The sequence below is a fragment of the Sphingopyxis granuli NBRC 100800 genome (assembly GCF_001591045.1).
In the GTDB taxonomy this organism is placed as follows: domain Bacteria; phylum Pseudomonadota; class Alphaproteobacteria; order Sphingomonadales; family Sphingomonadaceae; genus Sphingopyxis; species Sphingopyxis granuli.
In genome coordinates, this window is sequence record NZ_BCUA01000001.1 from 70,838 (window position 1) to 97,116 (window position 26,279).

24 protein-coding genes, 1 pseudogene and 1 other annotated feature are annotated in these 26,279 nt (G+C 63.0%); of the genes and pseudogenes, 19 read left to right on the plus strand and 6 right to left on the minus strand.

The genetic code is table 11. The features are described 5' to 3' along the window. The first annotated feature begins 3 nt into the window (after positions 1 to 3). From SGR02S_RS00370 to SGR02S_RS00440, 15 genes are all read left to right on the plus strand, one after another. On the plus strand, positions 4 to 1,326 hold the full coding sequence (locus SGR02S_RS00370; RefSeq protein ID WP_067104984.1) for a TraB/VirB10 family protein: 1,323 nt from the start codon (positions 4 to 6) through the stop codon (positions 1,324 to 1,326). Beyond that, entirely contained in the window at positions 1,313 to 2,185 is an 873-nt protein-coding gene (locus SGR02S_RS00375; protein ID WP_067104986.1) for a DsbC family protein, read from the plus strand. Before SGR02S_RS00370 ends, SGR02S_RS00375 begins: the two co-directional genes overlap by 14 nt. Next, positions 2,182 to 3,162: a TraV family lipoprotein gene (locus tag SGR02S_RS00380; RefSeq protein WP_067104988.1), complete on the plus strand. Its 981-nt coding sequence runs from the start codon at positions 2,182 to 2,184 to the stop codon at positions 3,160 to 3,162. The genes SGR02S_RS00375 and SGR02S_RS00380 overlap by 4 nt, the downstream gene beginning before the upstream one ends. A 1-nt stretch (position 3,163) precedes the next feature. Beyond that, positions 3,164 to 5,755, plus strand: a complete 2,592-nt coding sequence (gene traC, locus SGR02S_RS00385; protein ID WP_067104990.1) for a type IV secretion system protein TraC — start codon at positions 3,164 to 3,166, stop codon at positions 5,753 to 5,755. Positions 5,756 to 5,758: 3 nt separating this feature from the next. After that, entirely contained in the window at positions 5,759 to 6,118 is a 360-nt protein-coding gene (locus SGR02S_RS00390) for a hypothetical protein (protein WP_067104994.1), read from the plus strand. Continuing rightward, positions 6,111 to 6,761: a type-F conjugative transfer system protein TrbI gene (locus tag SGR02S_RS00395; RefSeq protein WP_067105002.1), complete on the plus strand. Its 651-nt coding sequence runs from the start codon at positions 6,111 to 6,113 to the stop codon at positions 6,759 to 6,761. The genes SGR02S_RS00390 and SGR02S_RS00395 overlap by 8 nt, the downstream gene beginning before the upstream one ends. Then, positions 6,742 to 7,278 carry a S26 family signal peptidase gene (locus SGR02S_RS00400; RefSeq protein WP_067105007.1) on the plus strand — a complete coding sequence of 179 codons (537 nt, stop codon included), beginning with the start codon at positions 6,742 to 6,744 and terminating at the stop codon, positions 7,276 to 7,278. The genes SGR02S_RS00395 and SGR02S_RS00400 overlap by 20 nt, the downstream gene beginning before the upstream one ends. 35 nt (positions 7,279 to 7,313) lie before the next feature. Then, positions 7,314 to 7,931 carry a type-F conjugative transfer system protein TraW gene (traW, locus tag SGR02S_RS00405; RefSeq protein WP_439951047.1) on the plus strand — a complete coding sequence of 206 codons (618 nt, stop codon included), beginning with the start codon at positions 7,314 to 7,316 and terminating at the stop codon, positions 7,929 to 7,931. Further along, positions 7,931 to 8,200 (plus strand): hypothetical protein, encoded by a 270-nt coding sequence (locus SGR02S_RS00410; RefSeq protein ID WP_067105129.1) that lies wholly within the window; start codon positions 7,931 to 7,933, stop codon positions 8,198 to 8,200. The genes traW and SGR02S_RS00410 overlap by 1 nt, the downstream gene beginning before the upstream one ends. Next, positions 8,200 to 9,219, plus strand: a complete 1,020-nt coding sequence (traU, locus tag SGR02S_RS00415; RefSeq protein WP_067105011.1) for a conjugal transfer pilus assembly protein TraU — start codon at positions 8,200 to 8,202, stop codon at positions 9,217 to 9,219. The genes SGR02S_RS00410 and traU overlap by 1 nt, the downstream gene beginning before the upstream one ends. Positions 9,220 to 9,230: 11 nt before the next feature. Then, positions 9,231 to 9,977: a type-F conjugative transfer system pilin assembly protein TrbC gene (gene trbC, locus SGR02S_RS00420; protein WP_067105130.1), complete on the plus strand. Its 747-nt coding sequence runs from the start codon at positions 9,231 to 9,233 to the stop codon at positions 9,975 to 9,977. Between the two features lie 38 nt (positions 9,978 to 10,015). Next, positions 10,016 to 11,809, plus strand: a complete 1,794-nt coding sequence (locus tag SGR02S_RS00425; protein WP_174521633.1) for a conjugal transfer protein TraN — start codon at positions 10,016 to 10,018, stop codon at positions 11,807 to 11,809. 175 nt (positions 11,810 to 11,984) lie between these two features. Next, positions 11,985 to 12,809, plus strand: a complete 825-nt coding sequence (locus SGR02S_RS00430; protein ID WP_067105015.1) for a conjugal transfer protein TraF — start codon at positions 11,985 to 11,987, stop codon at positions 12,807 to 12,809. Further along, positions 12,809 to 14,275, plus strand: a complete 1,467-nt coding sequence (locus tag SGR02S_RS00435; RefSeq protein WP_376699491.1) for a conjugal transfer protein TraH — start codon at positions 12,809 to 12,811, stop codon at positions 14,273 to 14,275. Before SGR02S_RS00430 ends, SGR02S_RS00435 begins: the two co-directional genes overlap by 1 nt. A 15-nt stretch (positions 14,276 to 14,290) precedes the next feature. Continuing rightward, positions 14,291 to 17,083, plus strand: a complete 2,793-nt coding sequence (locus SGR02S_RS00440; protein WP_067105019.1) for a conjugal transfer protein TraG N-terminal domain-containing protein — start codon at positions 14,291 to 14,293, stop codon at positions 17,081 to 17,083. Between the two features lie 6 nt (positions 17,084 to 17,089). Here SGR02S_RS00440 and SGR02S_RS00445 read toward each other — a convergent pair whose 3' ends face one another. Next, positions 17,090 to 17,302, minus strand: coding sequence for a hypothetical protein (locus tag SGR02S_RS00445; protein WP_067105020.1), 213 nt, complete (start codon positions 17,300 to 17,302; stop codon positions 17,090 to 17,092). Positions 17,303 to 17,461: 159 nt separating this feature from the next. Next, complete coding sequence (locus SGR02S_RS19355) at positions 17,462 to 17,884, minus strand: HipA domain-containing protein (RefSeq protein WP_255211351.1); 423 nt, start codon at positions 17,882 to 17,884, stop codon at positions 17,462 to 17,464. 378 nt (positions 17,885 to 18,262) lie between these two features. Next, positions 18,263 to 18,318: a sequence feature (sul1 is cis-regulatory element that is thought to sense ions involved in sulfur or methionine metabolism; They are found in Alphaproteobacteria), on the plus strand. Positions 18,319 to 18,383: 65 nt separating this feature from the next. Between SGR02S_RS19355 and SGR02S_RS00450 the strand changes: the two genes are divergently transcribed. Further along, the gene (locus tag SGR02S_RS00450; RefSeq protein ID WP_067105021.1) at positions 18,384 to 19,877 is read left to right on the plus strand and encodes a SulP family inorganic anion transporter; all 1,494 of its coding nucleotides are present in this window, start codon (positions 18,384 to 18,386) and stop codon (positions 19,875 to 19,877) included. Positions 19,878 to 20,079: 202 nt separating this feature from the next. On the opposite strand, the gene SGR02S_RS19360 is transcribed toward SGR02S_RS00450, so the two are convergent. The 4 genes from SGR02S_RS19360 to SGR02S_RS19365 all read right to left on the minus strand — a co-directional run bounded on the left by SGR02S_RS19360 (position 20,080) and on the right by SGR02S_RS19365 (position 22,530). Next, entirely contained in the window at positions 20,080 to 20,958 is an 879-nt protein-coding gene (locus tag SGR02S_RS19360) for a DUF8535 domain-containing protein (protein ID WP_255211346.1), read from the minus strand. Positions 20,959 to 21,093: 135 nt separating this feature from the next. Beyond that, a complete protein-coding gene (locus SGR02S_RS00460) occupies positions 21,094 to 21,420 on the minus strand; it encodes a TraR/DksA family transcriptional regulator (RefSeq protein ID WP_067105024.1) in 327 nt (108 codons plus the stop codon). A gap of 76 nt (positions 21,421 to 21,496) precedes the next feature. Then, the gene (locus SGR02S_RS00465; protein WP_067105027.1) at positions 21,497 to 21,733 is read right to left on the minus strand and encodes a hypothetical protein; all 237 of its coding nucleotides are present in this window, start codon (positions 21,731 to 21,733) and stop codon (positions 21,497 to 21,499) included. 167 nt (positions 21,734 to 21,900) lie between these two features. After that, the gene (locus SGR02S_RS19365) at positions 21,901 to 22,530 is read right to left on the minus strand and encodes a hypothetical protein (RefSeq protein ID WP_255211347.1); all 630 of its coding nucleotides are present in this window, start codon (positions 22,528 to 22,530) and stop codon (positions 21,901 to 21,903) included. A 269-nt stretch (positions 22,531 to 22,799) separates the two neighbouring features. On the opposite strand from SGR02S_RS19365, the gene SGR02S_RS19370 reads away from it, so the two are divergent. The 3 genes and pseudogenes from SGR02S_RS19370 (at position 22,800) to SGR02S_RS00480 (ending at position 26,009) form a co-directional block, all read left to right on the plus strand. Beyond that, complete coding sequence (locus SGR02S_RS19370) at positions 22,800 to 23,147, plus strand: GIY-YIG nuclease family protein (RefSeq protein ID WP_255211348.1); 348 nt, start codon at positions 22,800 to 22,802, stop codon at positions 23,145 to 23,147. A 178-nt stretch (positions 23,148 to 23,325) separates the two neighbouring features. Then, positions 23,326 to 24,162, plus strand: coding sequence for a universal stress protein (locus SGR02S_RS00475; RefSeq protein WP_067105032.1), 837 nt, complete (start codon positions 23,326 to 23,328; stop codon positions 24,160 to 24,162). Between the two features lie 389 nt (positions 24,163 to 24,551). Continuing rightward, a pseudogene (locus SGR02S_RS00480) lies at positions 24,552 to 26,009 on the plus strand (CYTH and CHAD domain-containing protein). Positions 26,010 to 26,279: the final 270 nt, after the last annotated feature.

Genomic DNA, 26,279 nt, shown 5'->3' on the forward strand with positions numbered 1-26,279 from the left:
GACATGGCCCTATCCGATTTCTTGAACCGTAAGCGTCCTCCCCTCGATGGTGGGACGGGCGAGGGCGTCTCGCCGCTTTCGGGCGACCTTGCCGGGAACGAGGCGGTTCGACGGAAGCAGCGGCTGCTCCTGGCAGGCGCGGCGGGCGGCGGCCTCATCCTGTCCTCCTTCTGGATTTTCAGCGGTGGGGACAGCGAGAAACTCGGTGAGGATGGCGTCAGCGAGGTCACCGTCTCGACCAAGGATCTGGTAAATCGCAACCTCTCCCAGCAGGAGTGGATGGCGCTCTCGGAGAACAGATTCCAGTCGACGGAAAACCAGCTCAAATCGATCGACGGGCAGAACCGGCGGCTCGAGATGCTGACCGCGCAGGTCGAGACGCTCAAGGGTCAGAATCAGGCGATGCAGGCCGATGGTCAGCGGGTTTTGTCGGCGTATCAGTCAGAAAATGAGCAGCTGAGGCGGCAGATCAGCGAACGTCAGGTGGCCGCCGCTCCGGCGCCTGGGCCGGCGGCGCTCTATGGCCCGAACGGGCCCCAGGGCTATCAGCGGCCGGACGGTCCAGCAGGGGGTCCGGGCCGCGGCGCGATCGGTGGGCCGAGCGAGGTCAAACTTGTCAGCTTCTCGACGGCTGAGACGGGTAACGCCACGCGCGTCGCCAAGGGGAATACTACCTATGCCGACAGCATCAACTATCTGCCGCCTAACAGCTTCGCACGGGCCAAGGTCATCGTCGGCGTCGACGCCAGTGCCGGCGTCAACAGCCAGACAGACCCGCTTCCTGTCGTCCTGCGCGTCACTGGTCCGGCCCGTTCGGTCTACCAGAACGGGCGGTTGCTCACGACCAGGATCGATGGGTGTCTCGTCAATGGCGCGGCGCGTGGCGACCTCTCGAGCGAGAAAGTCTATGTGAAGCTGCAGAAGATGACCTGCCCGCAGCCCGGTGGCCGTTATGCGGTGTCCGAGGTGAAGGGCTTCCTCGCCTTCGGCGGGAAGACCGGGGTGCGAGGCAGGGTTGTGTCCCGCGAGGGTTCGCTTGTCACCCAAGCCTTCATCGCGGGTCTGGCCGGCGGCTTTGGCCGCGGTTTCTCAGCGAACGCGAACAGCGTGTTCCAGGGCACCAATATCACCACCAACGGAAAGCGCGAGAAGCTCTCGACCGGCGAGATTCTGGAGGGAGGCTTTGGCGAGGGCATGGCCCAAACGGGCGACATGGTCTCGAAATATCTGATCGAGCGCGCCGAGCAATATCAGCCGGTCATTGAAATGCCGACCGGAATCGACGTCGAAATTGTCTTCCTGGAGGGTGTCTATGTCCGCAATTGACCGTATCCGCTCGCTTACCCGGCGATCGCGCCTTTTGGTCGCGACCGCCGCGGGCCTGAGCCTGGCTGGCATCGCGCTTGCTGCCGATGCCAGCAGTGCCGAGGATCGTGTCCGGGCGTTGTTGAAAACGCGGCTGCCCAAGACGTCTGTAACGGCGATCGACTGCGGGAAGGTCGGCGGACTGTGCGAAATCACCGCAGGCGAGAATCTCTTCTATGTCGATTCCGGGGCTCGCTACCTCGTGATCGGCCGGGTCTACGACATGGAGACCCGGCAGGACATCACGGCAGCGCGGCTGCTCGAGATGAATCCCGACATGCTGGTCGGGTCTGCGGCGCGCGCGAATGCGCTGGCAAGTGGCGGGGAGGAGGAAGGGGCGCAGCAACTGGCGGCTGCGCCGACACGGATTGAGCGCCCCGTCGCCCCCGCGCAAGCGCGCAAGCTTTCACTGTCCGGCTTGCCGCGGGATGGCGCGATTATCTGGGGCAATCCGTCGGGCCAGACCGTTACGGTCTTTTCCGACTTCCGGTGCGGATATTGCCGCGCTCTGACAGGCGTTCTCAAGGACATGAACGTGCGGGTCGTTGAGCGACCGATCTCGGTGCTGGGCAGCCGGGATGTCGCGGCCCGGGTCTATTGCGCGAGGAACCGCGAAGCCGCGCTTCATGCCGCTTATGCCGGGGAGCCGATCAAGGCGGGGCCTGCCTGCAACACCTCGGGCCTCGATGCGAACGAGGCCTTCGCGCACCGGCACGGGCTCAGTGGCACGCCGGTGATCGTGCGCGGCGACGGGGCGGTGCTCGAGGGGTATCGGCCGCGCGCCTTCCTCGAGAAGTGGCTCAAGGAGGCGCAGTCATGACGAGGAGCGCATCTCGGCGCCGGCGCTTGTGCCAGGCTTCCGCTCTCACGTTGTGCAGTGCTGTAACGCTCGGTGGATGCGCGACATTCGGCGGGAACATTCGCGGCGACTTTTCCTGTGCCGCGCCCGATGGCATCTGCGCTCCGAGTTCGACCATCGATGATCGTGCGCTTGCCATGATCTCCGCCGAAGGGGCGGATGGCGATACACGTCCCGCGGCGAGTACCCCGCGTGGTTCGTCGCGCCGGGTCAATCGCGTCGCCGCGCCGCAGACTGCCAGGATTGCTGCGGCTGATCCCGCCCGGACGCGCGAGAAGGTGCTGAGGATCGTGTTCCAGCCCTATATTGATGAACGGGGCCGACTGCATGAGGCAAGCGCTGTCCGCGCGGTTGTCGCGAACGGAGAATGGCAACAGGCGCTTGGGCAAGCTGTCGTGCCTTCCGCCCGACTGAGCTATGGGTCCGGCAGCCCCGAGACGCTTGCCGATGCTGTCGATCGCGTGGACCCGCCTGGCGGAACGCTCGCTGCCGTTGATCCGGGCATGCCGGACCCGGCGGTTGTGGCGGCTGCCCGCACGCGAAAACCTGATCCCGTTGAGGCGATCAAGGCTGATGTCGCGAACCGCCTCGCTCCCAAGGCAGGCATCGCACGTGGCGCTGCGACGGTGGATGATGCAGCGCATCCTCCGTCCGCGGCCGTCTCGCCGGCGCTTCCGACCCCCGCGGAGGTGCCGGCGAGCGGTAGCGTAGCTGCCGACCCGGACCCGGGAAAACCCCAGGTCGGCGTTTCCGCAGCGGGCGTTCAGGCGGTCGAGCGCGTGAAGGAATATCCGGTCTACCAGGGGATAGCGGGTTCTGCGGCCCAGGGTGCGCGGGATGCGACCGCGCAAAGCGGCGCCGTTCCAACCGCGCCGTCGGCGGGCACATCCACGGTTCGCGCCGCTGATTTTCCGGCTGCTGTGCAGGAGGACAACTGAGATGGCGGGCAAGGCCGGTATGATCGAGAGCTTGATGTCCGGCATTCTCGGCGACAGTCGGCGGCCTGATGCCGATCGGCCCGCGCTTGGTGTTCCCATGTTGGCCGACTGGCTACCCTATCGCAGCTTCGACGCAAAGACGGGCATCTTCTACAACAGCGCGTCGCGGGGTTTCGTCGTCGAGGCTGCGCCGCTCATCGGCGCGGACGAGCGCACGGGCGAGATCCTCACCCAGTTCCTGTCTGAAGCGATCCCCGAGCCAGGCTGCCTCCAGTTCCACCAGTGGATGAGCCCGCGCATATCGGAGCGTCTCTCGCGCTGGTATCTTCCGCGCTATTCGGCGCGCGGCGTCTATGAGCGCATGGCCAAGCACCGGGTGGATTTCCTGACCGATGGTGTCTGGCAGTCGCTGTCCGCCGACGCGCCCTTTTGCCTGCGTAATCACCGTGTTGCGATATCCTATTCGACACCGGAATCGTCGAACGTGTCGGTCGAAGAGATTGTGGCCGTCATGGACGGCCTGATCTCGGCGCTCGCGTCGATCAATGTCTTGGCGCGCAAGATGGATCCGACGGATCTCATTGGTTGGGTCGATGACATCACATCACCGACGACGGCCGCTGGCGAAGACGTGGTCAATTACAATCCGCTCGATCCGATCGCGGACCAGGCGGTCCGCCGGGATGTCGAGCTGCACATCGAGCCCGATCGCATGTTGCTGCGCACCGAGCGATTTCGGCCGACCGGGCACACGGTGGATGAAGCGCCCGAGATCGGTGAGATCCTGCCCGACGTCTTCGACGTTCGGTCCTTCTCGGTACGGAACCTGCCGACCCGCTGGGCGCCATGGGACGTCGCGCGGCTGATCGGCGACATGTTCACGGACAAGCTCCGGATGCCGTGCCCGGTCGCGACGAATCTGTGCGTCGAATTCCCCGACCTGCAGGCGTCTACCAATAAGGCGAGCTTCAAGTTCATGCGGACGACGAGCCTCGCGGATTCCAAATCGGCCCGGTTCCTGCCGCAGCTGCGCGAACAAAGCCAGGAATGGCGCTATGTGAACGACGAACTGCGCCAGGGGCGCAAGCTGGTGCGCGTCTTCTTTTCGGTTACGGCATTCTCGCCCAAGGGAAAAGGTGACGCTAACGAACGCGTGCTGAAATCGGTGTATCGGGCGGCGGGCTGGGATCTGCTCGACGACCGCTACCTGCAGATCATGGGCCTCTTGTGTGCGATGCCCATGACGATGGCGAATGGCCTCTCGCGCGATCTCGAACGCATGAAGCGGATGCGCACGCTGTTGACGACCACGGCCGCGAACCTCGCGCCCATCCAGGGCGAGTTTCTGGGTGGGCAGGTGCCGCATCTCATGCTTATCGGCCGGCGCGGCCAGCCATTTTTCTGGAGTCCGTTCGAGAATGCGGCCGGTAACCATAATGTCGCGGTGTTCGGCAAGTCCGGGTCGGGCAAATCGGTAACCCTGCAGGAGCTCTGCGCGTCGCTGTGCGGTGCCGGCGCGCGTGTTGTCGTGATCGATGACGGGCGCTCGTTTGAGCATTCGGCGAAGCTCCAGGGCGGGGCGTTCGTCGAGTTCACGCTTGGCTCGGGCTTTTGCCTCAACCCGTTCAGCATGATCGACGAAGAGTTGGCCGCCACGGACGAAGACTATCTGCTCGACTGCATGGCGATGCTGAAGGCGATCGTGAACCAGATGTCGCGCCACATCGACCGGCTGAACGACACCGAGCGAGGCCTCATCGACGGCGCCGTCAACAGCGTCTGGGTCGAGAAGGGGCGGCACGGATCGATCGACGACGTGATCGCCGCGCTTGACGCCACCGGCAACGGACTCGCCATGGATCTCGGCATCGCCATGCGCCCTTTTTCGTCGGGCGGTACGTATGGACGGTTTTTCCAGGGGGAGGTCTCGTTCGAGCTGTCCGCACAGCTGACGGTATTCGAACTCTCGGATCTGTCCTCTCGCGAGGAGCTGCGCAGTGTCGTGCTGACCGCCATCATGTTCATGTCGCAGCAGATGATGCGCAAGGTCGATCGCGCGACCCCGAAGGCCCTGCTCCTCGACGAAGCCTGGCAGATGCTCCGCGGCGGCGCGATGGCCGACTTCATCGAAACCTATGCGCGCACCTGCCGCAAATATGGCGCGTCGCTGGTCACCGCGACCCAATCGCTGAACGACTATTACAAGTCGGCCGGATCGATTGCCGCACTCGAGAACTCGGACTGGTTCGTCATCCTTCAGCAGAAGCCCGAGACGATCGCCGATTTCAAGAAGCACGACCGCTTCGAGATGGACGATTACACCGACGCCTTGCTGCGGTCGCTCAAGATCAACGGCCGCGAATATTCCGATATCCTGATCAAGGGCCCGGAAACGCTGGCGGTCGGCCGCCTCGTGCTCGATCCTTTTTCGGCCACCGTCTTTTCCTCGAGTCCGGCGGTCTACGCGGCGATCGAGGGACTGGTGGCCCAGGGGTTCAGCATGGACGAGGCGATCGAGCGCGTTGCCTACCCCGAAAATCCGGAAAAATGGGCAGCCCGTGCGGATGACGGTATCGCCGAGGCGGCGGAGTGAGCCATGGGGACAGCAAGCCCTCCGCCGGACGCCGCAACCCGAAAGCACGCCCGCCTGCCGGACCTTCGGGCGATGCTCCACTTCTATTTGCATCTGATTGGTTTCACTGCGTCCACATTGCTTCTTACCTGGGGCCTGTTCACGCTTCTCTTTCTCGCCCTGGGCGGCTTCTCGCTCGACGGGCTCATGCATCAGCTGAACAACCTGACGAGCCGCTATGTCCGCGCGAGCCCTGAGCGGATCGCGTCATTCAAGCACCTCTTTATCGCCGCGCATCTCGTCGTTGCGTCCGGACTGATCGTCCTGCGGCGCGAGAAAATCGTGCCCGCGGCATTGCCAGAAGGGAAATCCGATCATGGCTGAACAGACAGAACTCGACCTGCCGAATCCCGCTCCGCAGCCGGCGCGCCGCGCAAAACGCGCGATTTTCGGGGGCTTCACCCGCCTGCAAATACTGGTCGGCCTCATGGTCCTCGCCGCGCTGATCTGGGGCATGTGGGTCACCAAGCTTTTGGTTACGCCGAAGCAGGAGAGCATCGTCTCCGCGCGGCTCTCAACCATTGTCGGCGAATATGTGCAGGCCCAGGCGAGATCCACGTCGCCACCGGCCCAGGTCGAGGCGGAAATGCGCAAATTCATGGCGTCGCTTGACGATGAGCTCCAGCGTCGAGGTTCGAGCGGTCAGATCGTCCTCGTCGGCGAGGCGGTCCTCACAAAGAATGTCCCGGACATTACCGACAAGCTCAAAGAGGCGGTCTATGCGTCGGGTGTGGCGCGGCCGAAGCAGGCGTCGGCTCTGGAGCTGCAGCAGCTTGAGCAGCAGGCCATGCTGGCAGCGCAGCCGCAAGCGGTGATACCGGGTCAACCTGCGGAGCCCGCCGAATATATCGACCCCATGACCTCGGCGCGGATGCCGCAAGCGTCGCCCATGGCCCGGCCACAATATGGACAGCCAGGGGCGTCGGTCTCAACCTTTGGAGGCCCCGATGCCAGCGGCGACCGCTAACCGGCCGGTCCGGCGCTGGCGCCCCAACGGGCAGCTCTGGCTTCTGCTCGGAGCCTTCATCATGGGCTGCGTGGTTCTACAGGCGCTCGCAGAGTGGCGCGACAAGCATCTCTTTTTGATCAACACGACGCATTCCCTGCCGAACTGGGCATTTCTCATCGATCGGGCGCGCATGCCGGCGAAGGGCGAATTCATCTTCTTCGATCCACCGGCGAGCCCGCTGCTGCGACGTCATTTCGGACCCAAGCCAAGGATGTTCGGGAAGAAGGTCTATGGTGTCGGCGGCGATGTCGTGGGTCACGATGGCTTCGAGGTCCTGATCAATGGCGTGCCGACGGTTCGCATGAAACCGTTCACGAAGGCTGGAGAGCCGCTGACGCCTGGCGCGACCGGGGTGGTTCCCAAGGGGTGCTATTTCGCGGCAACGCCGCACATGGACGGCTTTGACAGCCGCTATGCCGAAATCGGCTTCGTCTGCGGCAAGCAGATCATCGGTACGGGGGAGCCGATCCTATGAAAGCCATTCTGACAGCCAGCGCGGCAATTGTGCCGATGGCCGCGGCCCTGCTGTTCATCGGGCCGATGCGCAGTGAAGCCAGGGACTATGGCCATGCTGGCCAGACCTTCCCAGTGATCGAGCCCGATCTTCTTTCGACGATCGAAGCGCGCTTGCGCGGGGCAGAAGCGAGCGGAGAGCTGGCGCGGATGAATGAGGTGTTCGCGAAGCGCGTTGAGCAGCGTGTTCGCAGGCCAAAGCCTGTCGAGGGGGTCACGCCCGCACGGACTGCCCGGAGCTGGGATTATGACCCGAGCATCGCCATCGAACGGGATATTCGCGATCAGAAGGGTAACCTCATCGCCGCGGCCGGGCACCGGGTCAATCCGCTCGACTTCGTTGCGATCAAGCAGGACCTGGTCTTTGTCGATGGGGACGATGCCGCGCAGCTCGCCTGGGCAACATCGCGCTATACCGACCTCAAGGCGAAGATCATCTTCGTGAACGGTTCGCCGATCGAGCAGATGACCGCGAAGCAGCGGCGCTTCTACTTCGACCAGGAAGGCAGGCTCACCGGGACCTTCGGCATCGAGCACACGCCCGCCGTCGTCAGCCAGAACGGCAGGACGATGCGGGTGTCGGAGATCGTCGTGAAGTCGGGGAGGCCCGGATGATGCCGCTGTGGCTGGACATGTTGCGGACGCCCATGGCGGCTCCTGAGACGATCAGGCTGCGGGTGATGCGTCTGGCCTGGCTGTCGCTTTGTGTCGCGCTGGCTGGCTCGGTAATCCTCCTGGAGCCGCTGCAGGACCATCTGGGCAAGGCGGCGCCGTGCATGATCGCGCTTCTGCTCACCGCGACGCTGACGCTCGCGGTCGTCTATCTGCGGGCGAAGCAGCGCGCCGACGCGGCCTATCTCGATCAGCTGGGGGAGGGGGACTGATGCGCGCCGTTCGCACGATCTTCGGTGCGCTGCTCATCGCAATCTGCGCCATGGCTTTCGCGCCGAGCGCCCAGGCGGCCGGGCCTACCTGCAACGGCAAATTCGTGAATCCGATCACCGACGTCTGCTGGTCCTGCCTGTTCCCCCTCTCCGTCGGCGGCCTGAAGATCTGGCCGAGTGGCCGACCGGACACGAACAATCCCGCCTCACCGATCTGTGCCTGCGCAGATCCGTTGCCGCGCATCGGGATTTCGGTGGGATTCTGGGAGCCGGCGCGGCTCGCGGACGTTACCATGAAGCCTTGGTGCTTCCCCAATCTAGGCGGGGTCCGCATCGCTCCGGGCTTCGATATCGGCCAGGGCTATCTGGCAGGGCCTTCGATGGTCGGGGGACGATCGCAGAGCACCGCCAAGTGGCACGTCCATTGGTATGTCTATCCCCTGCTTTACTGGATGGAGATACTGACCGACTTCGTGTGCTTCGAGCAGGCGTCGTTCGACATCGCCTATATGACCGAGGTCGATCCCCTCTGGCAGGATGACTCCCTCGCGGCGTTGATCAATCCCGAAGCGATCATCTTCGCCAACCCGCTGGCCAAAGCCGCCTGTGCCGGAGACTGCATCGCCGGAACGGTGAACCTGCCGCTCGACCAGCTGTTCTGGTGCGCCGGCTGCCAGGGCGGGATGTATCCTTTGAACGGGAACATCCCAGCCTCGATCGGCCATGTGCAGTCCTCGCGCCTCGCGCTGTCCCGCTTCGCCTACAAGATGCACCGGCAGGCGCTCGCCTGGGGCACGATGGGCTCGGCCGGCCTCTGCAAGAAATATCTGATGCCGGTGATGCGCAAGCAGCAATACCGGTTCCAGATGACCAATCCGATCCCGACCGTGAACGGGCGTTTCGCCTGTTCGGCGATCGGGGCCTCGACCATGCCGCCGGATGCTGGCCGCGCCTACCCCGCGGGTGGCGAGGACATGGGCTATCTCGTCTGGCGCAAACGCAACTGCTGCGTGTTGTGAAGGAGGGGGCGATGCGACTTCTCACCTTGGGTGCATTCGGCCTTGTCGCCGCGGCCAGTATGACCGCCCTTCTTGCCCAAACCGTCGACGGGATCGACGTGCAGGCGATCAAGAAAAAGTCGGCGGATCTGCAGGCAGACGCACAGGCCTTCGTCGACCAGATCAAGGACCGCGGCGATGCGTTCCGGGACGAGGCCGTCACGGTGCGCGATGGCGGCATGGAGAACATGCAGCGTGTGGCCTCTACCGATCTGCCAACCGGCCCGGCCGGCCCGATCGACTTTGACGAGATCGTTCAGGGCGCGGCGACGAACGCCGCGGCGAGTGGCGGCGAGGCCCCGCGGCTGATTGCCTTTGCCAGCCTGTCGATGCCGCCAAAGGCACTTCGGCAGCTCATCCAGGACACGGCGAGGGCAGGGGGCGTGGTGGTGTTCCGCGGCTTCCCGAACAATTCGATGAAGGCGTTCTCGCAAGCGCTTGGCAAGATCGTCGAACGACAGGACGATTTTGCCAATATCGGCATCGATCCGAGGCTGTTCCGGGCCTTCGACGTCCAGGCGGTGCCGACGTACATCGCCGTCTCGTCGGATTTCGATCTTTGCGCCGGCTTTTCCTGCCGGACCCAGGTTCCGCCTTACGATCGGATGATCGGCAATGTGACGGTCGAATATGCGCTGACGTCATTCGCGGACGGGAATGGCCCCGGTGCGCGCGTTGCGGCGGTGGGTCTCGCCAATCTCCGGAAAACCACGCCGTGAGGATATGGGCGTCCGTTGCGGCATTGCTTGTGGTCCTGATGGCCAGTTCGCCGGCGGTTGCCCAGATGACCGTCGAGGAAGCGCGCCAGGAGGGGAGGGCGCTCGGCAACGAAAAGCGGCAGGATTCGACGCTGGTTCCCACGGATAGCGCCCGGGCGGAGGCGGTGCCGGGATATGGCGGGACGTCGCTTCCACAGGGCGCCTACTTTGATAACCCCGAGAGGATGGAGGCTGAGGCCGCCGCGACGAAGTCTTCGAACGAGCAGTACCGCATCACCACGGACGCCGATCGTACGCGCCCGACCTTCAGCAATGCCGAGATCCTCGAAACGACGGCACGCGCCACTGCGGTCGAGAAGGACCCGGCAGCCTTTTTGGAGGGGGAGGAGATGAGCAGCGCCTCGGGTAGCTGTACGCCCTTGCCACCCGCAACGGGTGGTGCGGGATATTATGAGGCGACCTGCAATGCGGGCACCAAAGTTGAGGAGCGACCACGTTCGTGTTTCATCCGAATGGTCCCGGATGTCACGACGATTACGTCATACAAATATTATGTCGTGCCCGATAATGCGTACGGGACGCCGTTCGCGCGCCGTGCAGCCATGGTCCCTCATGCCGCATCCGGTGTCTGCAAGCCGACCGGCGTGGTCAAGCAGGCGTGCGCCGCCCATCGCGATTATGGCTGGCCGTGGCCCGATAACAAATATTGCGACGATTATTATGCGACTGAATATGAATGTTCAGCCGACCTGCCAATCGCCATGGAAGTCAGTCCGGTTACCGGTGCCTCGTGGCATGCCAAGGGCAGCACCAATCAGATCGTCAACAGACGGGTCGATAGCTGCGGCGACCTTGCCGGCGACGGGATGTGCCTGCCCGATGGAGGCGCAGAAGTCTGCGTTGAGGGTCCCGAGACCCGCATCATAGACGGCGTGCCGATCACCGAAGCATGCTGGGCGTGGAAACGCGATTACATGTGCCACGCGTTCTCGAGCGGAAATGATTGCACCGCACTCGAGACGAATGCGAGTTGCAGCTTCCTGCGGACCGAATGCCTGGATGAGGAGCTGAACGGCGCGTGCCAGGTTGAAGAGTGGATTTACCGCTGTCCGACCCCTGGCGGCGCGGTGAGCGATGTGCCGCAATATATCTGCGGCGATGATGTCTACTGTATCAACGGTGACTGCGAACCGATCGTCCGCGAGGCATCGACCGAGTTCAAGGACGCGCTGGTCGCGCTGCATGCGATCGATCAGGCGGGGAAGGAGTTTGACGAGAATAATTTCACGGTATTCCAGGGCACGCGCGAGACCTGCCACAAGCCGGTGTTCGGGCTTATCAACTGCTGCGCCGGCAAGGTGTCCGGCCTATTGACCGTCGGCGCCGGGGCGGCGGCACTGGCCGGTGGTCCGACTGCGGTCGCGGCGCTGGCAACTCCATTCCTGACGCTCTTCGCTTGCTCCCAGAGCGAGATGAGGCTCGATATCAAGGACCGCATGGGCTTCTGTCACAAGGTCGGGACTTATTGTTCGTCGAGCTTTCTTGGCATCTGCAAGACCCGGCGCACGGCCTATTGCTGCTTCGAGAGCAAGCTCAGCCGTATTCTTCAGGAGCAGGGACGGATCCAGCTCGGCAGGCCTTGGGGCGCGCCGAAGCGCGAGCAGTGCCTAGGCTTCACCATCGACGAGTTTGCGCGCCTTGATCTCTCGGTGATGGATTTCACCGAGGTCTATGCCGAGTTCGTGGATGCCGCACGGCTCCCGGACGAGGTCGAGACGATGACCCAGATCCAGCAGAAAATTCAGGGCTATTATGACCTGCACGGCAAATAGCAGGCCCGCCCGGTGCGCAGGCCGATATCGGCTCCAAGCGCCGGATCATCCCCGCGCGCCTCGAGGCGCGCTGCTGACCTCCACGCGCGGCACCACACGCGCCATCCCAATCACTTCTTCCTTCCGCGCCTGTCCTCCGAGCCGCGAAAGGAATCTCCGGAAAGGAAGTTCGTCCATGTTTCGCATTGTGGTTGCGCCATTGCTGGCGCTTTCGCTTGCCGGTGTCGCGGTACCGGTTCTGGCGCAATCGCGGGGCGCGACAACGGACGGTGTCGAAAGGACTGATGCCAGCGACGACTTCTACTGTGCCGAGCGCCGGCTGGGGCAATGGTTCTATTGCAGCAAGCCCATGCCTGCCGAGCAGGAAAGGCAGGTGTCCGCCGGTCCGCAACAAAGTTCGGTCGAGCGCATGGCCGCGATCACGCGCCAGCTTGACGAACTGAAGGCGAAAGCAATCCTCGATCCGAGCGAGGAAAACGTCATCGCCTATGTTCGCTTCCAGCGCGAACAGCTCGACCGTGCGTCGACCTTCTCGGATACCTGGCAGCGGGCGCTCTGGCAGAACCCCGACCTCGATTATACGCTGCAGCGGCCGGTTTCGACGGTCGGCAAGCGCGCCTGGCTCGACAACCGGCGTGCGGATCGCGATGCCGTGTTGGCCAGCCTCAGCCAGCGCTACGGCCTTTTCTACTTCTACGCTCAGAGCTGCGGCGCCTGCGACCTGTTCTCACCGATCCTGCGCTCCGTTGCGGACAGCCATCGGATGGCGGTCATGGCTGTCTCGATGGATGGCGGTCCGAGCCGGGATTTCCCGAACTATGTGGTGGACGCCGGTCAGCGAGCGCGAATGGGAATCCCGGGCAATGAAACACCGGCGCTGGTGCTGTTCGACACGGCCACCAAGCGCACCATCCCCGTAGGCTACGGGATTCTGAGCGCCGACGAGATCATGGACCGAATCTTCGCGCTGACCAACACCAGAGTGGGGAGCGACTTCTGATGGGACAGGATCGCGGCAGCGGCATTATTCGCCGCGTCATTCGCAGCACTGCCAGTTGGGCTGGCATGGTCGCGGTCGCCAATCTCGCTGTCACCGGCACTGCACACGCCGATGTCGCCTCCGAGATGAACAGTTTCTTCTCGGACGCCGGGGGCGCTGCCAACGTCACGGGACCATCGGCATTCCAGGGGCAGTCGGCTGGCTATTATTCGCTGGGCAATGTCTGGACGCGTTTTCCGCAAAAGAGCGTGCAGCCTTTCAACCTGCAGCTTCCCAGCGCCCGCGCCGGGTGCGGGGGCATCGATCTGTTCAGCGGAAGCTTTTCGTTCATCAACGCCTCCGAGATCATTGCCATGCTGAAGGCGACCGCGAACAACGCGCTCGGCTTCGCGTTCAAGCTCGCGATTGATTCTGTATCGCCCGAGATCGGCAAGGTGATGGATGAGTTCTCCCAGAAGGCACAGCTGCTCAACCAGATGAATATCTCGAGCTGCGAGACGGCGCAGGCGCTGGTCGGCGGGATCTGGCCGCAGATGGAGACGACGCGCGCGACGATCTGCGAAGCGGTGGGCAACAGCCAGGGTGTCTTTTCGGACTGGGCCGCTGCGCGGCAGGGCTGCAACAACGGCAACCGGCGGGATTCGACGATTGCCGGGAACACCGATGCCTCGATGAAGGATCAGCTTATCGGGGAGCCGCACAACTACACATGGGAGGCCCTCAGGAAATCGGCGAAATTCGGAGCATTCGACAAGAATTTCTCGGAATATGTCATGACCCTGGTCGGAACGGTCGTGACAACGCCGTCGACCGATCCGAGTGTCGGCGGCAAGGTGGTCATGTTCGGGCCCGCCGAGGAAGCGGTGGTAACCGCGCTGCTCGATGGCACGGCGGATGCCCCTCCCGTCAGGATCCTCAGATGTAACGACGAGAACTGCTACGATGTGGGTGAGCAGACGCTCTCGGTGCCGGCTTCCTCGGCACTTCGTCCGCGGATCGGCACGATGATCCGGTCGATGAGCGACAAGATTCGCTCCGACACGCCGCTCGATGCGGCCGAAAAGCAGCTCCTCAATCTCGCGACGGTGCCGATCTACAAGATCCTGAGCGTTCAGGCCTATGCCCATTATGCGCTGACCGAAGGCGAGATAGAGACATTGTCGGAGATCGTGGCGGTCGATCTGCTTTCGGCCATGCTCGATAATATGCTCGACCGGGTCGAGCAGGCGAAGGTTCATTACCAGACCTTCGACCAGGAAACCGCGACGCAGTGGAAGCAGCAGATCGCGTCGACACGGGCCAGGTTCAGCCAGCGTGACGTGCGGCTGAACAACAAATTGCAGGTCACCATGCAGATCATAAATCGCAGCATCATGCTGGAATCGACGCTTCAGAATTCGATGACGCCGGGGATGGCGGCTGCGCTCAATTTCTCGCGCGGTCTCAACGCACAGGGTCTGAACTAGGCGCGGGGGCAGGCCATGCTTGAGGTTTTCACGGTCGGTGGCGGCGAGTATCTCGTAAACATCTTCAACGCGGTCGCGGCCTGGTCGGGCGGCGGAGGCTATCGCTCTCTGATCCGCGTCGTCATGGTGATGGGGCTCATTTACTCGTTGCTCGTGGTGGCCTTCACGCTCAACTACAAGGCGTGGCTGAACTGGTTTCTGCAGGCGACCGCGATCTACCTGTGCCTGATGGTGCCGACCGTCGACATCAAGGTCACTGATCGCATCAACCCGAGCCTCGCGCCGGCGACGGTCGACAACGTGCCCATGGGATTAGGCATCCTCGCCAGCTTTACTACCCAGGTCGGCGATTGGTTGACCCGGACGGCGGAAACGGTGTTCGTCATGCCAAACGAGCTGAATTATTCGACCAACGGCATGGTCTATGGCGCGCGGCTGTTCGATGCGACGCGCAATTTCATCATCCGCGATGCCGAGTTCTCGACCAATCTCGAAAACCACTTCAAGAACTGCCTGTTCGGCGATGTGATGCTCTATCAGAAATCGCTCACCACGCTGGCGAAGGCGACCGACCTCTGGGCCGCGGTAGGGCCAGGGTCGCAGGCTCGGTCGCAGCAGTGGCTCGAGCGTCAGGGCGACGGAACAGTCCATAGCTTCATCGTCACCTGCCGGCAGGCCTACCAGGCGCTCGATGCTCAATGGGGGCCGATGATCGAGGCCAACACACCTCTCTGGGGGAAGGAGGCCTATCCCAAGCTGAGCAATGCGCTGGCGGCGGACAAGTTGAAGCATGACGTACCCATCGTCAGTGCGGCCTTCACCGGCGCAAGTGGCAGCTATGCGGAGGTGATGCGCCAGAATACAGCGATCAACGCGTTCATGCAGGCCCGCAATGGTATGTCCGGTGGCGCCGGCGCGGCCGCGATCGACACGTTCGCGCAGACCCGGGCGGACATTCAAGCGCGCAACACCTATAACTCGATCGCCCAGCAGGCGATGGCCTGGGTGCCGATCCTGAACATTGTCCTGACGGTCGTCTTCTTCGCGATGTTCCCGGTGATCTTTCCCCTGTTTCTCATGCCACAGACGGGCCTGAGTTCGCTCAAGGGTTACACGATGGGGTTTTTCTATCTCGCAGCCTGGGGCCCGCTTTACGTCATCCTCCATATGATCTGCATGACGCGTGCGACATCGGCGGCGACCGGGGTTGCCGGGGGCGGGGTGTCGCTTGCGAGCTATGCAGGGATCGGCGCGGTGAACGGCGAAACCGCGACCATCGCGGGGTTCATGCTCATGAGCGTGCCGTTTCTTGCCGCGGGGCTGGCGCGCGGCGCGATGTCGATCGCCGGCCATTCCATGTCGATGCTGGCGCCGGCGCAGAACGCCGCGGAAGCAGCCGCGCTCGAGCAGACCACTGGAAACTACGCCTATGGCAATGTGAGCTGGGCGAACGCGACGTCGAATATGCGCCAGGCCGATCAGTGGTCGACAGCACCGACCTATATGGGCGGAGGCGCGAGCTTTGGATGGCGGCAGGACAATGGCGCGATGGTGACGGGCTTCGGCAATGGGCAGGAGGTCTACGATACATCCACGGCGATTTCGCGGCTCGGCTTCACGCCGACGATGACCACGGGTTCGGTCGCCGAATGGCGTGAGATGGCGAGCGAAGCGCACCGGCAGGCACAAGCCTATGAGAATGCGGCCAACGAGATCCTGACGGCGACCCACGCCAATCGTAGCGCGTTCGGAACCTCGGCCGAGCACACCCGAGGGTGGGATTCGAGTAGCGGGAGTCAGGCGAATAGCTCGGTCGAGCAGTTCGATCGGCGCACAGGTAGCAGTTCTCAAGGGACCGAGGAGCGCTCGACAATTTCGCAGACCGAGCGGGTGTCGGGACGCCACGACCGTCAGGCGCAGATTTCCGATCAGGTGAGCGGAACCATCGGTGCCGGCGTTGGTGGTCGGGGTAAAGGTGGAGGCGGCGGTAGAGGGCTACCCGGCATTAGCGGCAATGTCACAAAGGCGGGCACTCAGACAGATTCGATGAATTGGACCACGGACGATTCCCGGAGCAGCGAAAACGGGAATACATCGTCCAGTGGGGTCCGTGACGAGCACGCGAATGGGACGGGTGCTTCGACGTCGGACGGCACCTATGCCCGTAGCGGTGTCTTCGCTCGCGCGTCGACGACGAATTCCTCATCGACGAGCACCGAGGATTCGCTGGCGCTGGCCAAATCCTATTCGGAAACCGCGCGCCGGCTTGATGAACTGTCGCAACAGCTTTCGCGTGACGCGAGCTATGCCGAGACACACGGCATGCAGTTGAGCGAGAATCTAAGTCAGGATCTCGCGCAATGGTATCGGCATCAGCAGGTCGCGAACCCTGGGCTTGATGCGCCGGAACTCTGGGCCACCGATCTGACGGATCAGCAGCGCGCCGTGCGCCAGGAGATGATCACGCGCTGGATGCATGACAAGCAAACCTCGATCCGCTCCGAGATCGAAGGCCAACTCCATGCTCCTGAGTTGGTCGACGTCCACCGCCCCTCTGTGGACAGTGCGGCCGATGTGCGGGCGGCGTATCGGCCGCAAGGTGTTGGCGGCCTGCCCGCGGGGCCGGGGAGCGGGCAACCATCGGGCGCGGCGGATATCATCGAAGCCGGCAAGGCGGAGCTCGAAGGCACACGCACAGCCGCGCAGACCATGCGTGGGCAACGCGTCCAGGGTGCGGTCGATGTGCAGGGCGAAGTGAGCCGCGGCAGGGACCACGGCTTCTTCCATGATCCCAAGCTACGCGAATGACACCGCTCAGATGAACAGGACGAAGTAGCCGATGAAGCCCGCCATTAGCGCATAGGCCAAACCATAGCCAATCCTACCGCCCAGCGTGGGATTGCCCTCGCTGTCAGTGATCATCTCGATATCAGGCGTTTCTTCTTCGACGAACGTATAAATCGGAGAGTCGGAAAGACCCTTTGTGCGATTGTACGTTTCAACGTCGAATTTTACGAAGGTGACCATGACATTGAAATGTCTACCACAACGCCTGCTTGTTCACAACTGAGCGCGCTCGTTCTTGGAAGAATTCGCCCTGACCCGGCCCAGGCTCCAATCCGGCGATGCTCCTTGTGGGAGCGGCCTGACGAACACCGGCTCACCTCGCGTGAGGCATGGATCCTTTCACACGCACCCCTCACAGCGCCAGCGCCCGGGTGAGGTCACTGTGTGCGAAGGCGCTGGCCATGCGCGTGATCTCGGCCGAGCGGGCGCCGACGGTCTTGGCGGTATCGCGCCACGTAGCGGTGACAACCGCGACTTCTTTGATGATGGCGCGTGCCTGCGGCAGCGGGAGTGCAAAAAAGCCGATGCAACCTCCAGGAGGTCGATGTTCGTCGTCAGCACTCGCGCCTTGAGATCGGCCGGGACTGGATTGAGGTCATAGGCGGGAGAGAGCGACCAACCTGCCTTGCCACGCCAGAGGAAGCCATGGTTGCGCAGATGATCGTCGACATTGGAAATGAGCACGTTGAAGGCGACGCGCCGATAGAGGGCATGAGCGTCCGTCTTCCCTTGCGAGCCATGTTGCGCGAGGGCATCGACGATCTCCGGGTATCCTTACCAAGCTTGCGCAGCGCACGTCGCACAGCGGCGGGTGGATTATGCGGTGTCGGCATTTGCTGCCTTCGCACTTCAGATTGGCATATTATGTAGCACGAAGATTACAATATCTCGATCCTGATTGGACTGAAGGGTAGCGAGAGGGCGGGGCGTGGAGAGGACGACAAACAACACCAAGCGAGAACAAATCCGGTCCGAGGAATGATTGCGCAGGTCGGCTATCCACGATTTCCGCCTGAAAGCAGGTTAACCGGAAGCGACCCAATTGTGGTCGAAACGCCGCTCCGTCATGCCGTCCGACAGCGTTTTTCACCGCGAATTCTTGCAAAATCCGGGTCAGTGCGTCTAAGGGCCAGCCATTCGCAAGGACCCGGTGGAAACCCGGGTGGCTATCCTGGCCGCCGATCCGCCGGGCAACATCATGCACGTTCATCTCCCCCGCGCGTTCCCGCGCCGTGTGCCTTGTTGTGGATTCCCTTTTTCGATGACCGAACATGTTTCCCGTTACCGCCAGGAATGGTTTGGCGGTGTGAGCGCGGCGCGCGCTGACATCCTCGCCGGGATTGTCGTTGCGCTTGCGCTCATTCCTGAGGCGATAGGCTTCTCGATTATCGCCGGCGTCGACCCTCGGGTCGGACTTTACGCATCGGTCGCTATCGCCATGGTGATCGCTTTCACGGGCGGGCGACCTGGCATGATCTCGGCCGCGACGGCGGCTGTCGCTGTACTTGTGGGACCGCTCGTGCGCGAGCATGGTGTCGAATACCTCTTCGCGGCAACGATCCTCATGGGTCTTATCCAGATCGTTGCCGGCCTGCTTCGACTGGACCTGCTGATGCAGTTCGTGTCGCGCTCCGTCATCACCGGCTTCGTCAACGCACTGGCCATCCTCATCTTCCTCGCGCAGTTGCCGCAGCTTATCGGCGTCGGCTGGGAAACCTACGCCATGGTCGCGGGCGGCCTGGCGATCATCTACCTGTTTCCACGGTTGACGACCGCCGTGCCATCCCCGCTCGTCGCCATTCTTGTGCTGAGCGCAATCAGCATCGGTCTTGGCCTTTCCGTCCATACCGTGGGCGACATGGGCAAGCTGCCCGAGGGGTTGCCGAGCTTTGCCTTTCCGCAAGTGCCGCTGACCCTGGAAACGCTGCAGATCATCTTTCCTTATTCCATTACAATGGCCGCAGTCGGCCTTCTGGAGTCACTGCTCACTGCGCAGATCGTCGACGACATGACCGATACCGACAGCGATAAGCGCCGGGAATGCGCCGGCCAGGGCAGCGCTAATATTGTCGCGGCGTTGCTGGGCGGCATGGGTGGCTGCGCGATGATTGGGCAGTCCGTGATCAATGTCACCTCTGGCGGGCGCAGGCGCCTTTCAACGTTCGTGGCGGGGGCGTTCCTGCTATTCCTTCTTGCGGTGCTTGGCCCGTGGGTCGGCAGGATTCCCATGCCAGCGCTGGTTGCGGTGATGATTATGGTGTCGATCGGCACGTTCAGCTGGAATTCGATCCCAAACCTTCGCCGCCATCCGCCGGCCTCGTCGGTGGTAATGGTCGCCACAGTTGTGGTGGTGGTGGCGACGCACGATCTTTCGCTTGGGGTGCTTACGGGCGTATTGCTCTCGGGCATCTTCTTTGCCGGCAAGGTCCGCCGTATGTTCGCGGTCGAACGTTCGATGGTCGAGGACGGCGGCGCGGTGCTCTACCGCGTTAGCGGCGAGATTTTCTTTGCCTCGGTGGACCGCTTCACCAGTGCCTTTGACGCAGAAGCGGGGCGACCCGTCATCATCGACGTATCGGCGGCGCACTTTTGGGACATTTCCGGCGTGGGGGCGTTGGACAAAATCATCGCGCGCCTGCGGCGCGACGGCTCGGATGTAGAGGTGATCGGCTACAACAAGGCTAGCGCGGACCTGGTGGATCGCTTCGCGATGCACGACAAGACCGGCGTCGAGCTGGGTGCCGTGCCACATTAAGCAGCAGGGAATTGCGCTTGCGCGCAAATTCCTCGTGGGCAGACGGTCCGTTTGCCATCCCAAAATGATCATTGATCGCGAGGAAAAGTGTGCTTGAAAGCGGACTTCTCACCGACCTAAAGATACCGGCCAGTGCCCATGCCGTAAGGAACTGGACAGGTTGGACACTCGACAGCCGGTCGGTGTCGGCGCGGCTTGGAGATTACAGCAGGGTTTTTCCGAGCCAGCGGATAAAGGTGCCATCCGCCCAGTTCGCCGACGTCACCAGAAAATCGATTGGCGGGGGATTGACGGCGGACTGGTCGGGCCGTTCATCGCCGGTGACCCCCAGGCGAATTTCGCGGATCGTACGGCCCGGCAAGGAGAGGCTCAGCGTGAGCCGTGTCGGCCCTGTGCCAGAAAACGGTAATTCGCGCCGGATTGCGCATTCGGCGCCGTGGGCGTCAAGCGCCACCTGGAGATGCTCGAGCGCACGGAGCACGTCACGGTCGAGGCTTGTGGATACGGGAACGAAGCGGCGGGCATGGTAGATCGGCATCGCACAGGCTTTGACGGCCTGTGCCCGGCCATCCGCGGTGGCCTCGCACCGGATGAGGGCCAGAAAGGGGCCGCCGGCTGCTTCATGGGCTATCTCGATACTATCCCGGACGCGGAGAGGTTGCCTTTGCGGTAAATAGAGCAGGGGCGACCGGGCATCGACCGCGTAGAGGAGCAGAAAGCCTGGGATGGCGTGCCCGGGAGGTCCGCCGCGGATCAGCGTTGACGCGACCTCGCCAGAGCGGAGGGGCGCGGCGTGGGTCCACAGATGGTCGGCCAGGCTCATACCGGGGACCACTTCGAAATCCCGGGCGGCCACACGCAGCGCGTCGAACGCGTCTGTTATGGACGGATGGTCTGGAGCAGCGGCGGGCGCTGGAATGATGTGCCGGCCGGAGGCGCCAATCAGACCTTCGAGTAGCGCAGCGAGGTCGTTTGCGGGGGAGAAATTGTTCACTCCGGGAAGGGGAGGAACGCCGTCGTCCACCGACAGAAAGAATGGTCGTCGGCGAGAATCCGGCGGTGATGGATTCTTTTCGATCACGTTGGCTGCCCATCTCGCTCTGAAGATTTGAGCCTGGGGCCTGGTTCGTGACTCACAAAATGTAGCCTTGTAGTTCGGTCGCGGCCTGGGCCGCGAGAGGCCACCGGTCTGTTCACAAGATGCGCTGAAAGGTGGTCACTGCTCGCTACGCGCGCATTCGATGCAAAGCGCCGCCTCGGGTCGGACCGCGAGGCGTGCGGCTGCGATGGTGGCGCCGCAACGGACGCATTCACCGTAGGTGCCCTTCTCGATCCTTTCGAGAGCGCGGCTCACAGATGCGATCTGGCGGTCGATGAGGGCGGCCTGGCCCTCGAGCGCGGCATCGTCTTCCATTTCCACCGCCTGTTCGGAGGAATCGGCATTCAGCGGTTCCGCGAGGTCGGTCTCGACCCGAGCCTGCCTGCCGCGAAGTTCGGCGAGTTGTTCTTCAAGCCGGGTCTTGACGGCGGCGAGGTCGCTCATTCGGTCGTTCCTTCACATGCGTACGCCGTCCACCGAGGGTGGGGCTAAGGGCGCGGAATTGCAGCGGGCAGGCCGCTCAAATGGCCTGCTTCAGGCGCTGATATGCGGCGCGAAGTTCATTGCCGAGGCTTTGCAGGGCTGCCTTGATGCCCTCGCCGCTCTTGTGAAGACCAGCCTCCGCGACGAAGCGGTTCCACTTGGCTTCGATTTCTTCCCACTCTTGCTTTGTTTCCATGGTCCCGAGGTGGACCTGAACCTTGGCTTCGTCCCTGAGCTTGGCGAGATCCGCCTTCAGGCCATCAAGTGCGCTCATGTCATTTCTCCCTGGCCGGCAAAGCGCCGCAGCCTCATTTCACTACCGAACGAGGACAACGGACGCGCTACGTAATGCACCGGATGCCGGTGCCACCAGCCTGCCGCCGCTTGTTCATCCGATGCGCGCATGTGGTGCCCAATCGTCGATCCGGCTCGGGAAAGTGCCTAGCGCTTCGGAGGTTTGGGCTGCTGCAAGCGGATTGCGGAAAGCAGCGTGCCGAGTTGCTTTCGTGCTTCGGCGGCCTGGCTTTCGGGGTAGGCTGCGGTCATTCGTCCGCTCCAGTAGCCATAGTTTACGGTTGTAAGACTGAAATGCCAGGGTTTGCTGTCCCGCGCCCCGGTGAATGTGCCGCGATAGGCGTCGAGACGGCGTTGGTTGGGGATTTTTGTGGGACCCTGCGAGAGCAGTGTCGGGGCCGAGAAATGGGACATCGTGGACTGCCGCATGATCTCATAATGATCATGCGCGGACATATCCTCGATGTGGACTACGGCGATGCGCACGACGATGCGGTCGCTACCTGCACCCAGTGGCCGATCATAACCCACAGCGATATATTCGCCGCCAGGGTCGAAGGCACGTTCGCGCAGTCGGATGAATCCAGCGAATTCGGTCGGAAAACGAAGGCCGCTTGCGGTGTGGACAAGAGTTGTCCCATCAGGCGCGAGGACGAAGCCATCCGGAATCTCGGTCGCGGCCGCGATGGCCGCCAGCGGTTGTTCGGCTGCGATGGATGGCGTGGCCAGAAACAGGCTGGAAAAGGCAAGTGGTCGGAGAGCGGAAAATAGCGTCACGGCGAGATCCTGGCTGGAAGGGCCTGCGGGCAGCGGATATTTTTCCTGTTATCGGCGGCAAGGCGCAATCGGAACTGGGAACTATACGTAGCGTCGCGCTGAGTGCCAAGCTTTGCCGGGTACTGGCGGCGGGATTTCACCAAGTTTGCGGTACAGTGGAGGTGGATGCGATGCTTGCAGGAACAGTACAATCGTACTTGCCAGGCTCGGTCTCGGTTGATCCGCCCACAATTTTGTCGGCGCCATCTACAGGCGGGGCCTATGCCTTGATGCTTGAGCTTGCCGAACCCGTGATCTTTTGTCGATCGAATGAACTGCATCAATTTGAGCCCGGGCGCTATGTTTATGCCGGGAGCGCCTATGGCCCGGGCGGCATGAGAGCGAGAGTGGGTCGCCACTTTCGGAAAGGCGAGGTGATCCGATGGCACATCGACCATCTCACCCGTCGGGCCGCGACGCTGCAGGCGATCCTGATCGAGGGCGGGCCCGAATGTGATATCGTCAAAGCTCTGGTTGCTACCGGAGAATGTCGAATTCCCCTGCGAGGCTTCGGGAGCACCGATTGCAGGCGCTGTCGTTCCCATTTGCTCCAGTGGCGCACTGGAAGCTGCGGGTAAACGGGCGAGGACCAATTGGCCTGACCTTGCTTCAGGCATCTGTCCCATATGCGGAATACTGGCCCCAGGGGCGATCCAATCGCCCGGCAGGTATGTGATGGGCGTCAGGCTCCGGAACTTTACGGATCGGTTGGTCGCCAGCCATGTGCCACAGGAACGGGGAAGTTGGAGGAAAACGATGACCGTGCGAGATATTCTGCTGCAGGCCAACACGCATCCCGAGCCGACTCCGGAGTGGGCGATCGACAGGGTCAGGGAGCTTGCCGCTCGCCTTGGCGCGAGGGTGTTCCTTGGGGTCTGCCAGGTTCACATTCCTCGCGTCTCGAACTGGCTGGCGAACAAGCTGCTGAACATCGATGGCATGATCGCCGGCGAGAACAAGAAGAGCGGGGTCAATGCGGACGCGCTCATGGAAACCTTCAAGGCCAGGGTGCCCGCCGATCAACTCGGCGAGACATTCGTCATAAACTGCCCGGGTACGGTGACCCATTGGCAGCTTGCCGTGCGGGCGAGGACCCATGATCTCACTGTCGTTCCGGTCTATGGGCATGCGGAGACGATCTCGGTGGCCGAAGGCCTGGTCTTCGAAAGCGGCCGTCCGGTTCTGTTGCTGCCCGAGGTGACCGTGCCCGAGTTCAAGTTCGACAGGATCGCCGTCGCCTGGGATGGGAGCAGCGTCGCGGCGCGGGCCCTGTCTGACGCGATGCCGCTGTTGCGGCAGGCAAGTTCGGTGGCGATCGTGCAGATCACGGGTGAGAAGGATCTGTCGAAGGCTGCGGACCCGGCGGAGGCGGTCCGCAATCTGAAGCTCCACGGCATTGCGGCCGAGGTGGTGGCAGTCGAACTGGAAGAGCGCGATGCGGCGACAACGCTCCAGGCCTATTGCGAACGCGACGGCCGCGAACTGCTGGTCATGGGTGCGTTCGGGCACTCACGGGCGCGTGAGTTCGTGCTGGGGGGCGTGACGCGATCCGTTCTCGATGCGCCGAAGCTGCCGATATTTATCTCGCACTGACCTTCAGAACCCTTGCGAGAAGACCTGGCACGTTGCCCATTTGCGGGGCTGGAAGGGCGCCGCCGCTTCCAGCCACACCGCGACCAATTCCGACACCCGCTGTTCCGCCGCAGTGGACGGTGGCGGCTCTGGCCTCTTGAATTTCGCAAAGGGACCGGAAAGGCGGTGGTAGCCGAAATTGGTCTACCGCCCCGCATACAAGAAGTGATGCTCTATCGGCGTCTTGTCTATCAAGCGGTTCTGAAACGGCCCAGCTATTATCGGCCGGGGTCGCCGTCGTCCAAGAACCGCCATCTTCGAAGCCGGATGTTCACCGTCATGCGCTATGAGTTTGCCGTGATGATACGATATCGACCGTGTGAAGCGCGAGCCGTTGCAAGAGGATATGCATGGCGGATGAAATAGAATTGAAGCTCGACCTGACGCCGGAGGCGGCGGATGCGCTCGAAGCCGCCACCGTGCTGCCGGGCGATCCCGGCATCGCCGAGCAGCGGTCGGTCTATTTCGATACGCTCGACCACCAGCTGTCGAAGACCGGGCTTTCGCTTCGCATCCGCCGTTCAGGCAGCAAGCGCCTCCAGACGATCAAGGCGGACGGTGCCAGCGCCGCCGGGCTGTTCGCGCGCTCTGAATGGGAACGCCCTGTCAGCAACGATACGCCGGTTCTCGACGACACGACACCAATCCGGGCGGTGCTCGGCGATGCGGCGGATGCCATTACCCCGGTGTTCGAGGTGCGGATCGAGCGGCGCACATGGATCATCAGCGAAGGCGGCGCGACGATCGAACTGGTGCTGGATAGCGGCGAGGTAGTGGCCGGCGAGAGAACCTCTCCGATCTGCGAGATCGAGTTGGAGCTGAAGCAGGGCGACCCCGGCGCGCTCTTCGCGTTCGCCCGCCGCATCGACGCGGTCGCGCCCGCCCGTCTCGGCGTGCAAAGCAAGGCCGAGCGGGGCTATCGGCTCACCGGCCCAGCCCCGACGATGGTCAAGGCTGAGCTGGTGAAGCTCGCCGCCGGGATGACGGCGGCTGATGCGTTCCGGCATATCGCCCAGAGCTGCGTGCGGCAGTTTCGGTTGAATGAGGCGTTGCTGCTCGCTGGCCGGGACGCGGGCGCGCTGCACCAGGTGCGGGTGGCGCTGCGGCGTCTGCGCTCCGCCTTCTCGATCTTCAAGCCGGTGATCGGCGGAGATGCTCATACGCCACTGGGCGATGAACTGCGCTGGCTTGCCTCGGAACTGGCCAATGCCCGCAATCTCGACGTGTTGCTCGAACGCGCCAAACCTGGCGCGTTGCGTGACCGTATCGCGGCGGCGCGCGAGGCGGCCTATGACGCGGTCGGAGAGGTACTGGCGTCGGCGCGCGTGCGGGCGTAGATGCTCGACCTGGCGGAATGGGCCGCAAGCGGCGACTGGCAGGGCGCGCCCGACACCATGACGGCCCCCGATCAGCCGGCGCGCGACTTCGCGATCTCCGCGCTCGACCGGTTTCGACGCAAGGTGAAGAGGGACGGGCGCGATCTCGCCCATATCGAGGACGAGGCCCGCCACGAGGTTCGCAAGGATGCCAAGAAGCTGCGCTATGCCTCGGAATTCTTCACAAGCCTGTTCGACCGCAAGCGCGAGCGGCGGCGGCACAAGAAGTTCGTCGCGGCGCTGGAAGGCGTCCAGGACAAGCTCGGCGCGCTCAACGATCTTGCGACTGCGCCGCAGCTATTGGAACAACTTGGCCTTGCCGATGATCCCGATGCCGCCCGGCTGCTGGCCGGCGGTAAGCGCAAAGCGCTGCTGGAGGCGGCCGCCGAGGCCCATGAGGATCTGATCGACGTGAAGCGCTTTTGGCGCTGAGCGCCGATCGTGAGCGTTCCTGTGATGCGGGCCTTCCGCGCTGGGGACGCTCGAGGCTCAATCTCGTCGCCCGCTTCAGGTCGCGGTCCCAATCGGCGGATGAACGTCACGCGGCGCGATCCAATCGAACAGCGGTCGCTCCACAGCCCTTCACGATCCGCAACTGCGCCAGCGCCTGCTGGTCCGCTACAGCATTGAACGGCTTGTCATCGAGACATGATGAACGAGGACAAAGCCTGATAGCCGCTCCACAAGAGGGGTAGGGTCGAT

Excerpts from the sequence above, each read along its gene's own strand:
- SGR02S_RS00370 (WP_067104984.1), top strand. The coding sequence starts at position 4 with ATGGCCCTATCCGATTTCTTGAACCGTAAGCGTCCTCCCCTCGATGGT.
- SGR02S_RS00375 (WP_067104986.1), top strand. The coding sequence starts at position 1,313 with ATGTCCGCAATTGACCGTATCCGCTCGCTTACCCGGCGATCGCGCCTT.
- SGR02S_RS00380 (WP_067104988.1), top strand. The coding sequence starts at position 2,182 with ATGACGAGGAGCGCATCTCGGCGCCGGCGCTTGTGCCAGGCTTCCGCT.
- traC (WP_067104990.1), top strand. The coding sequence starts at position 3,164 with ATGGCGGGCAAGGCCGGTATGATCGAGAGCTTGATGTCCGGCATTCTC.
- SGR02S_RS00390 (WP_067104994.1), top strand. The coding sequence starts at position 5,759 with ATGGGGACAGCAAGCCCTCCGCCGGACGCCGCAACCCGAAAGCACGCC.
- SGR02S_RS00395 (WP_067105002.1), top strand. The coding sequence starts at position 6,111 with ATGGCTGAACAGACAGAACTCGACCTGCCGAATCCCGCTCCGCAGCCG.
- SGR02S_RS00400 (WP_067105007.1), top strand. The coding sequence starts at position 6,742 with ATGCCAGCGGCGACCGCTAACCGGCCGGTCCGGCGCTGGCGCCCCAAC.
- traW (WP_439951047.1), top strand. The coding sequence starts at position 7,314 with ATGGCCGCGGCCCTGCTGTTCATCGGGCCGATGCGCAGTGAAGCCAGG.
- SGR02S_RS00410 (WP_067105129.1), top strand. The coding sequence starts at position 7,931 with ATGCCGCTGTGGCTGGACATGTTGCGGACGCCCATGGCGGCTCCTGAG.
- traU (WP_067105011.1), top strand. The coding sequence starts at position 8,200 with ATGCGCGCCGTTCGCACGATCTTCGGTGCGCTGCTCATCGCAATCTGC.
- trbC (WP_067105130.1), top strand. The coding sequence starts at position 9,231 with ATGCGACTTCTCACCTTGGGTGCATTCGGCCTTGTCGCCGCGGCCAGT.
- SGR02S_RS00425 (WP_174521633.1), top strand. The coding sequence starts at position 10,016 with ATGGCCAGTTCGCCGGCGGTTGCCCAGATGACCGTCGAGGAAGCGCGC.
- SGR02S_RS00430 (WP_067105015.1), top strand. The coding sequence starts at position 11,985 with ATGTTTCGCATTGTGGTTGCGCCATTGCTGGCGCTTTCGCTTGCCGGT.
- SGR02S_RS00435 (WP_376699491.1), top strand. The coding sequence starts at position 12,809 with ATGGGACAGGATCGCGGCAGCGGCATTATTCGCCGCGTCATTCGCAGC.
- SGR02S_RS00440 (WP_067105019.1), top strand. The coding sequence starts at position 14,291 with ATGCTTGAGGTTTTCACGGTCGGTGGCGGCGAGTATCTCGTAAACATC.
- SGR02S_RS00445 (WP_067105020.1), bottom strand. The coding sequence starts at position 17,302 with ATGGTCACCTTCGTAAAATTCGACGTTGAAACGTACAATCGCACAAAG.
- SGR02S_RS00450 (WP_067105021.1), top strand. The coding sequence starts at position 18,384 with ATGACCGAACATGTTTCCCGTTACCGCCAGGAATGGTTTGGCGGTGTG.
- SGR02S_RS00460 (WP_067105024.1), bottom strand. The coding sequence starts at position 21,420 with ATGAGCGACCTCGCCGCCGTCAAGACCCGGCTTGAAGAACAACTCGCC.
- SGR02S_RS00465 (WP_067105027.1), bottom strand. The coding sequence starts at position 21,733 with ATGAGCGCACTTGATGGCCTGAAGGCGGATCTCGCCAAGCTCAGGGAC.
- SGR02S_RS19370 (WP_255211348.1), top strand. The coding sequence starts at position 22,800 with ATGCTTGAGCTTGCCGAACCCGTGATCTTTTGTCGATCGAATGAACTG.
- SGR02S_RS00475 (WP_067105032.1), top strand. The coding sequence starts at position 23,326 with ATGACCGTGCGAGATATTCTGCTGCAGGCCAACACGCATCCCGAGCCG.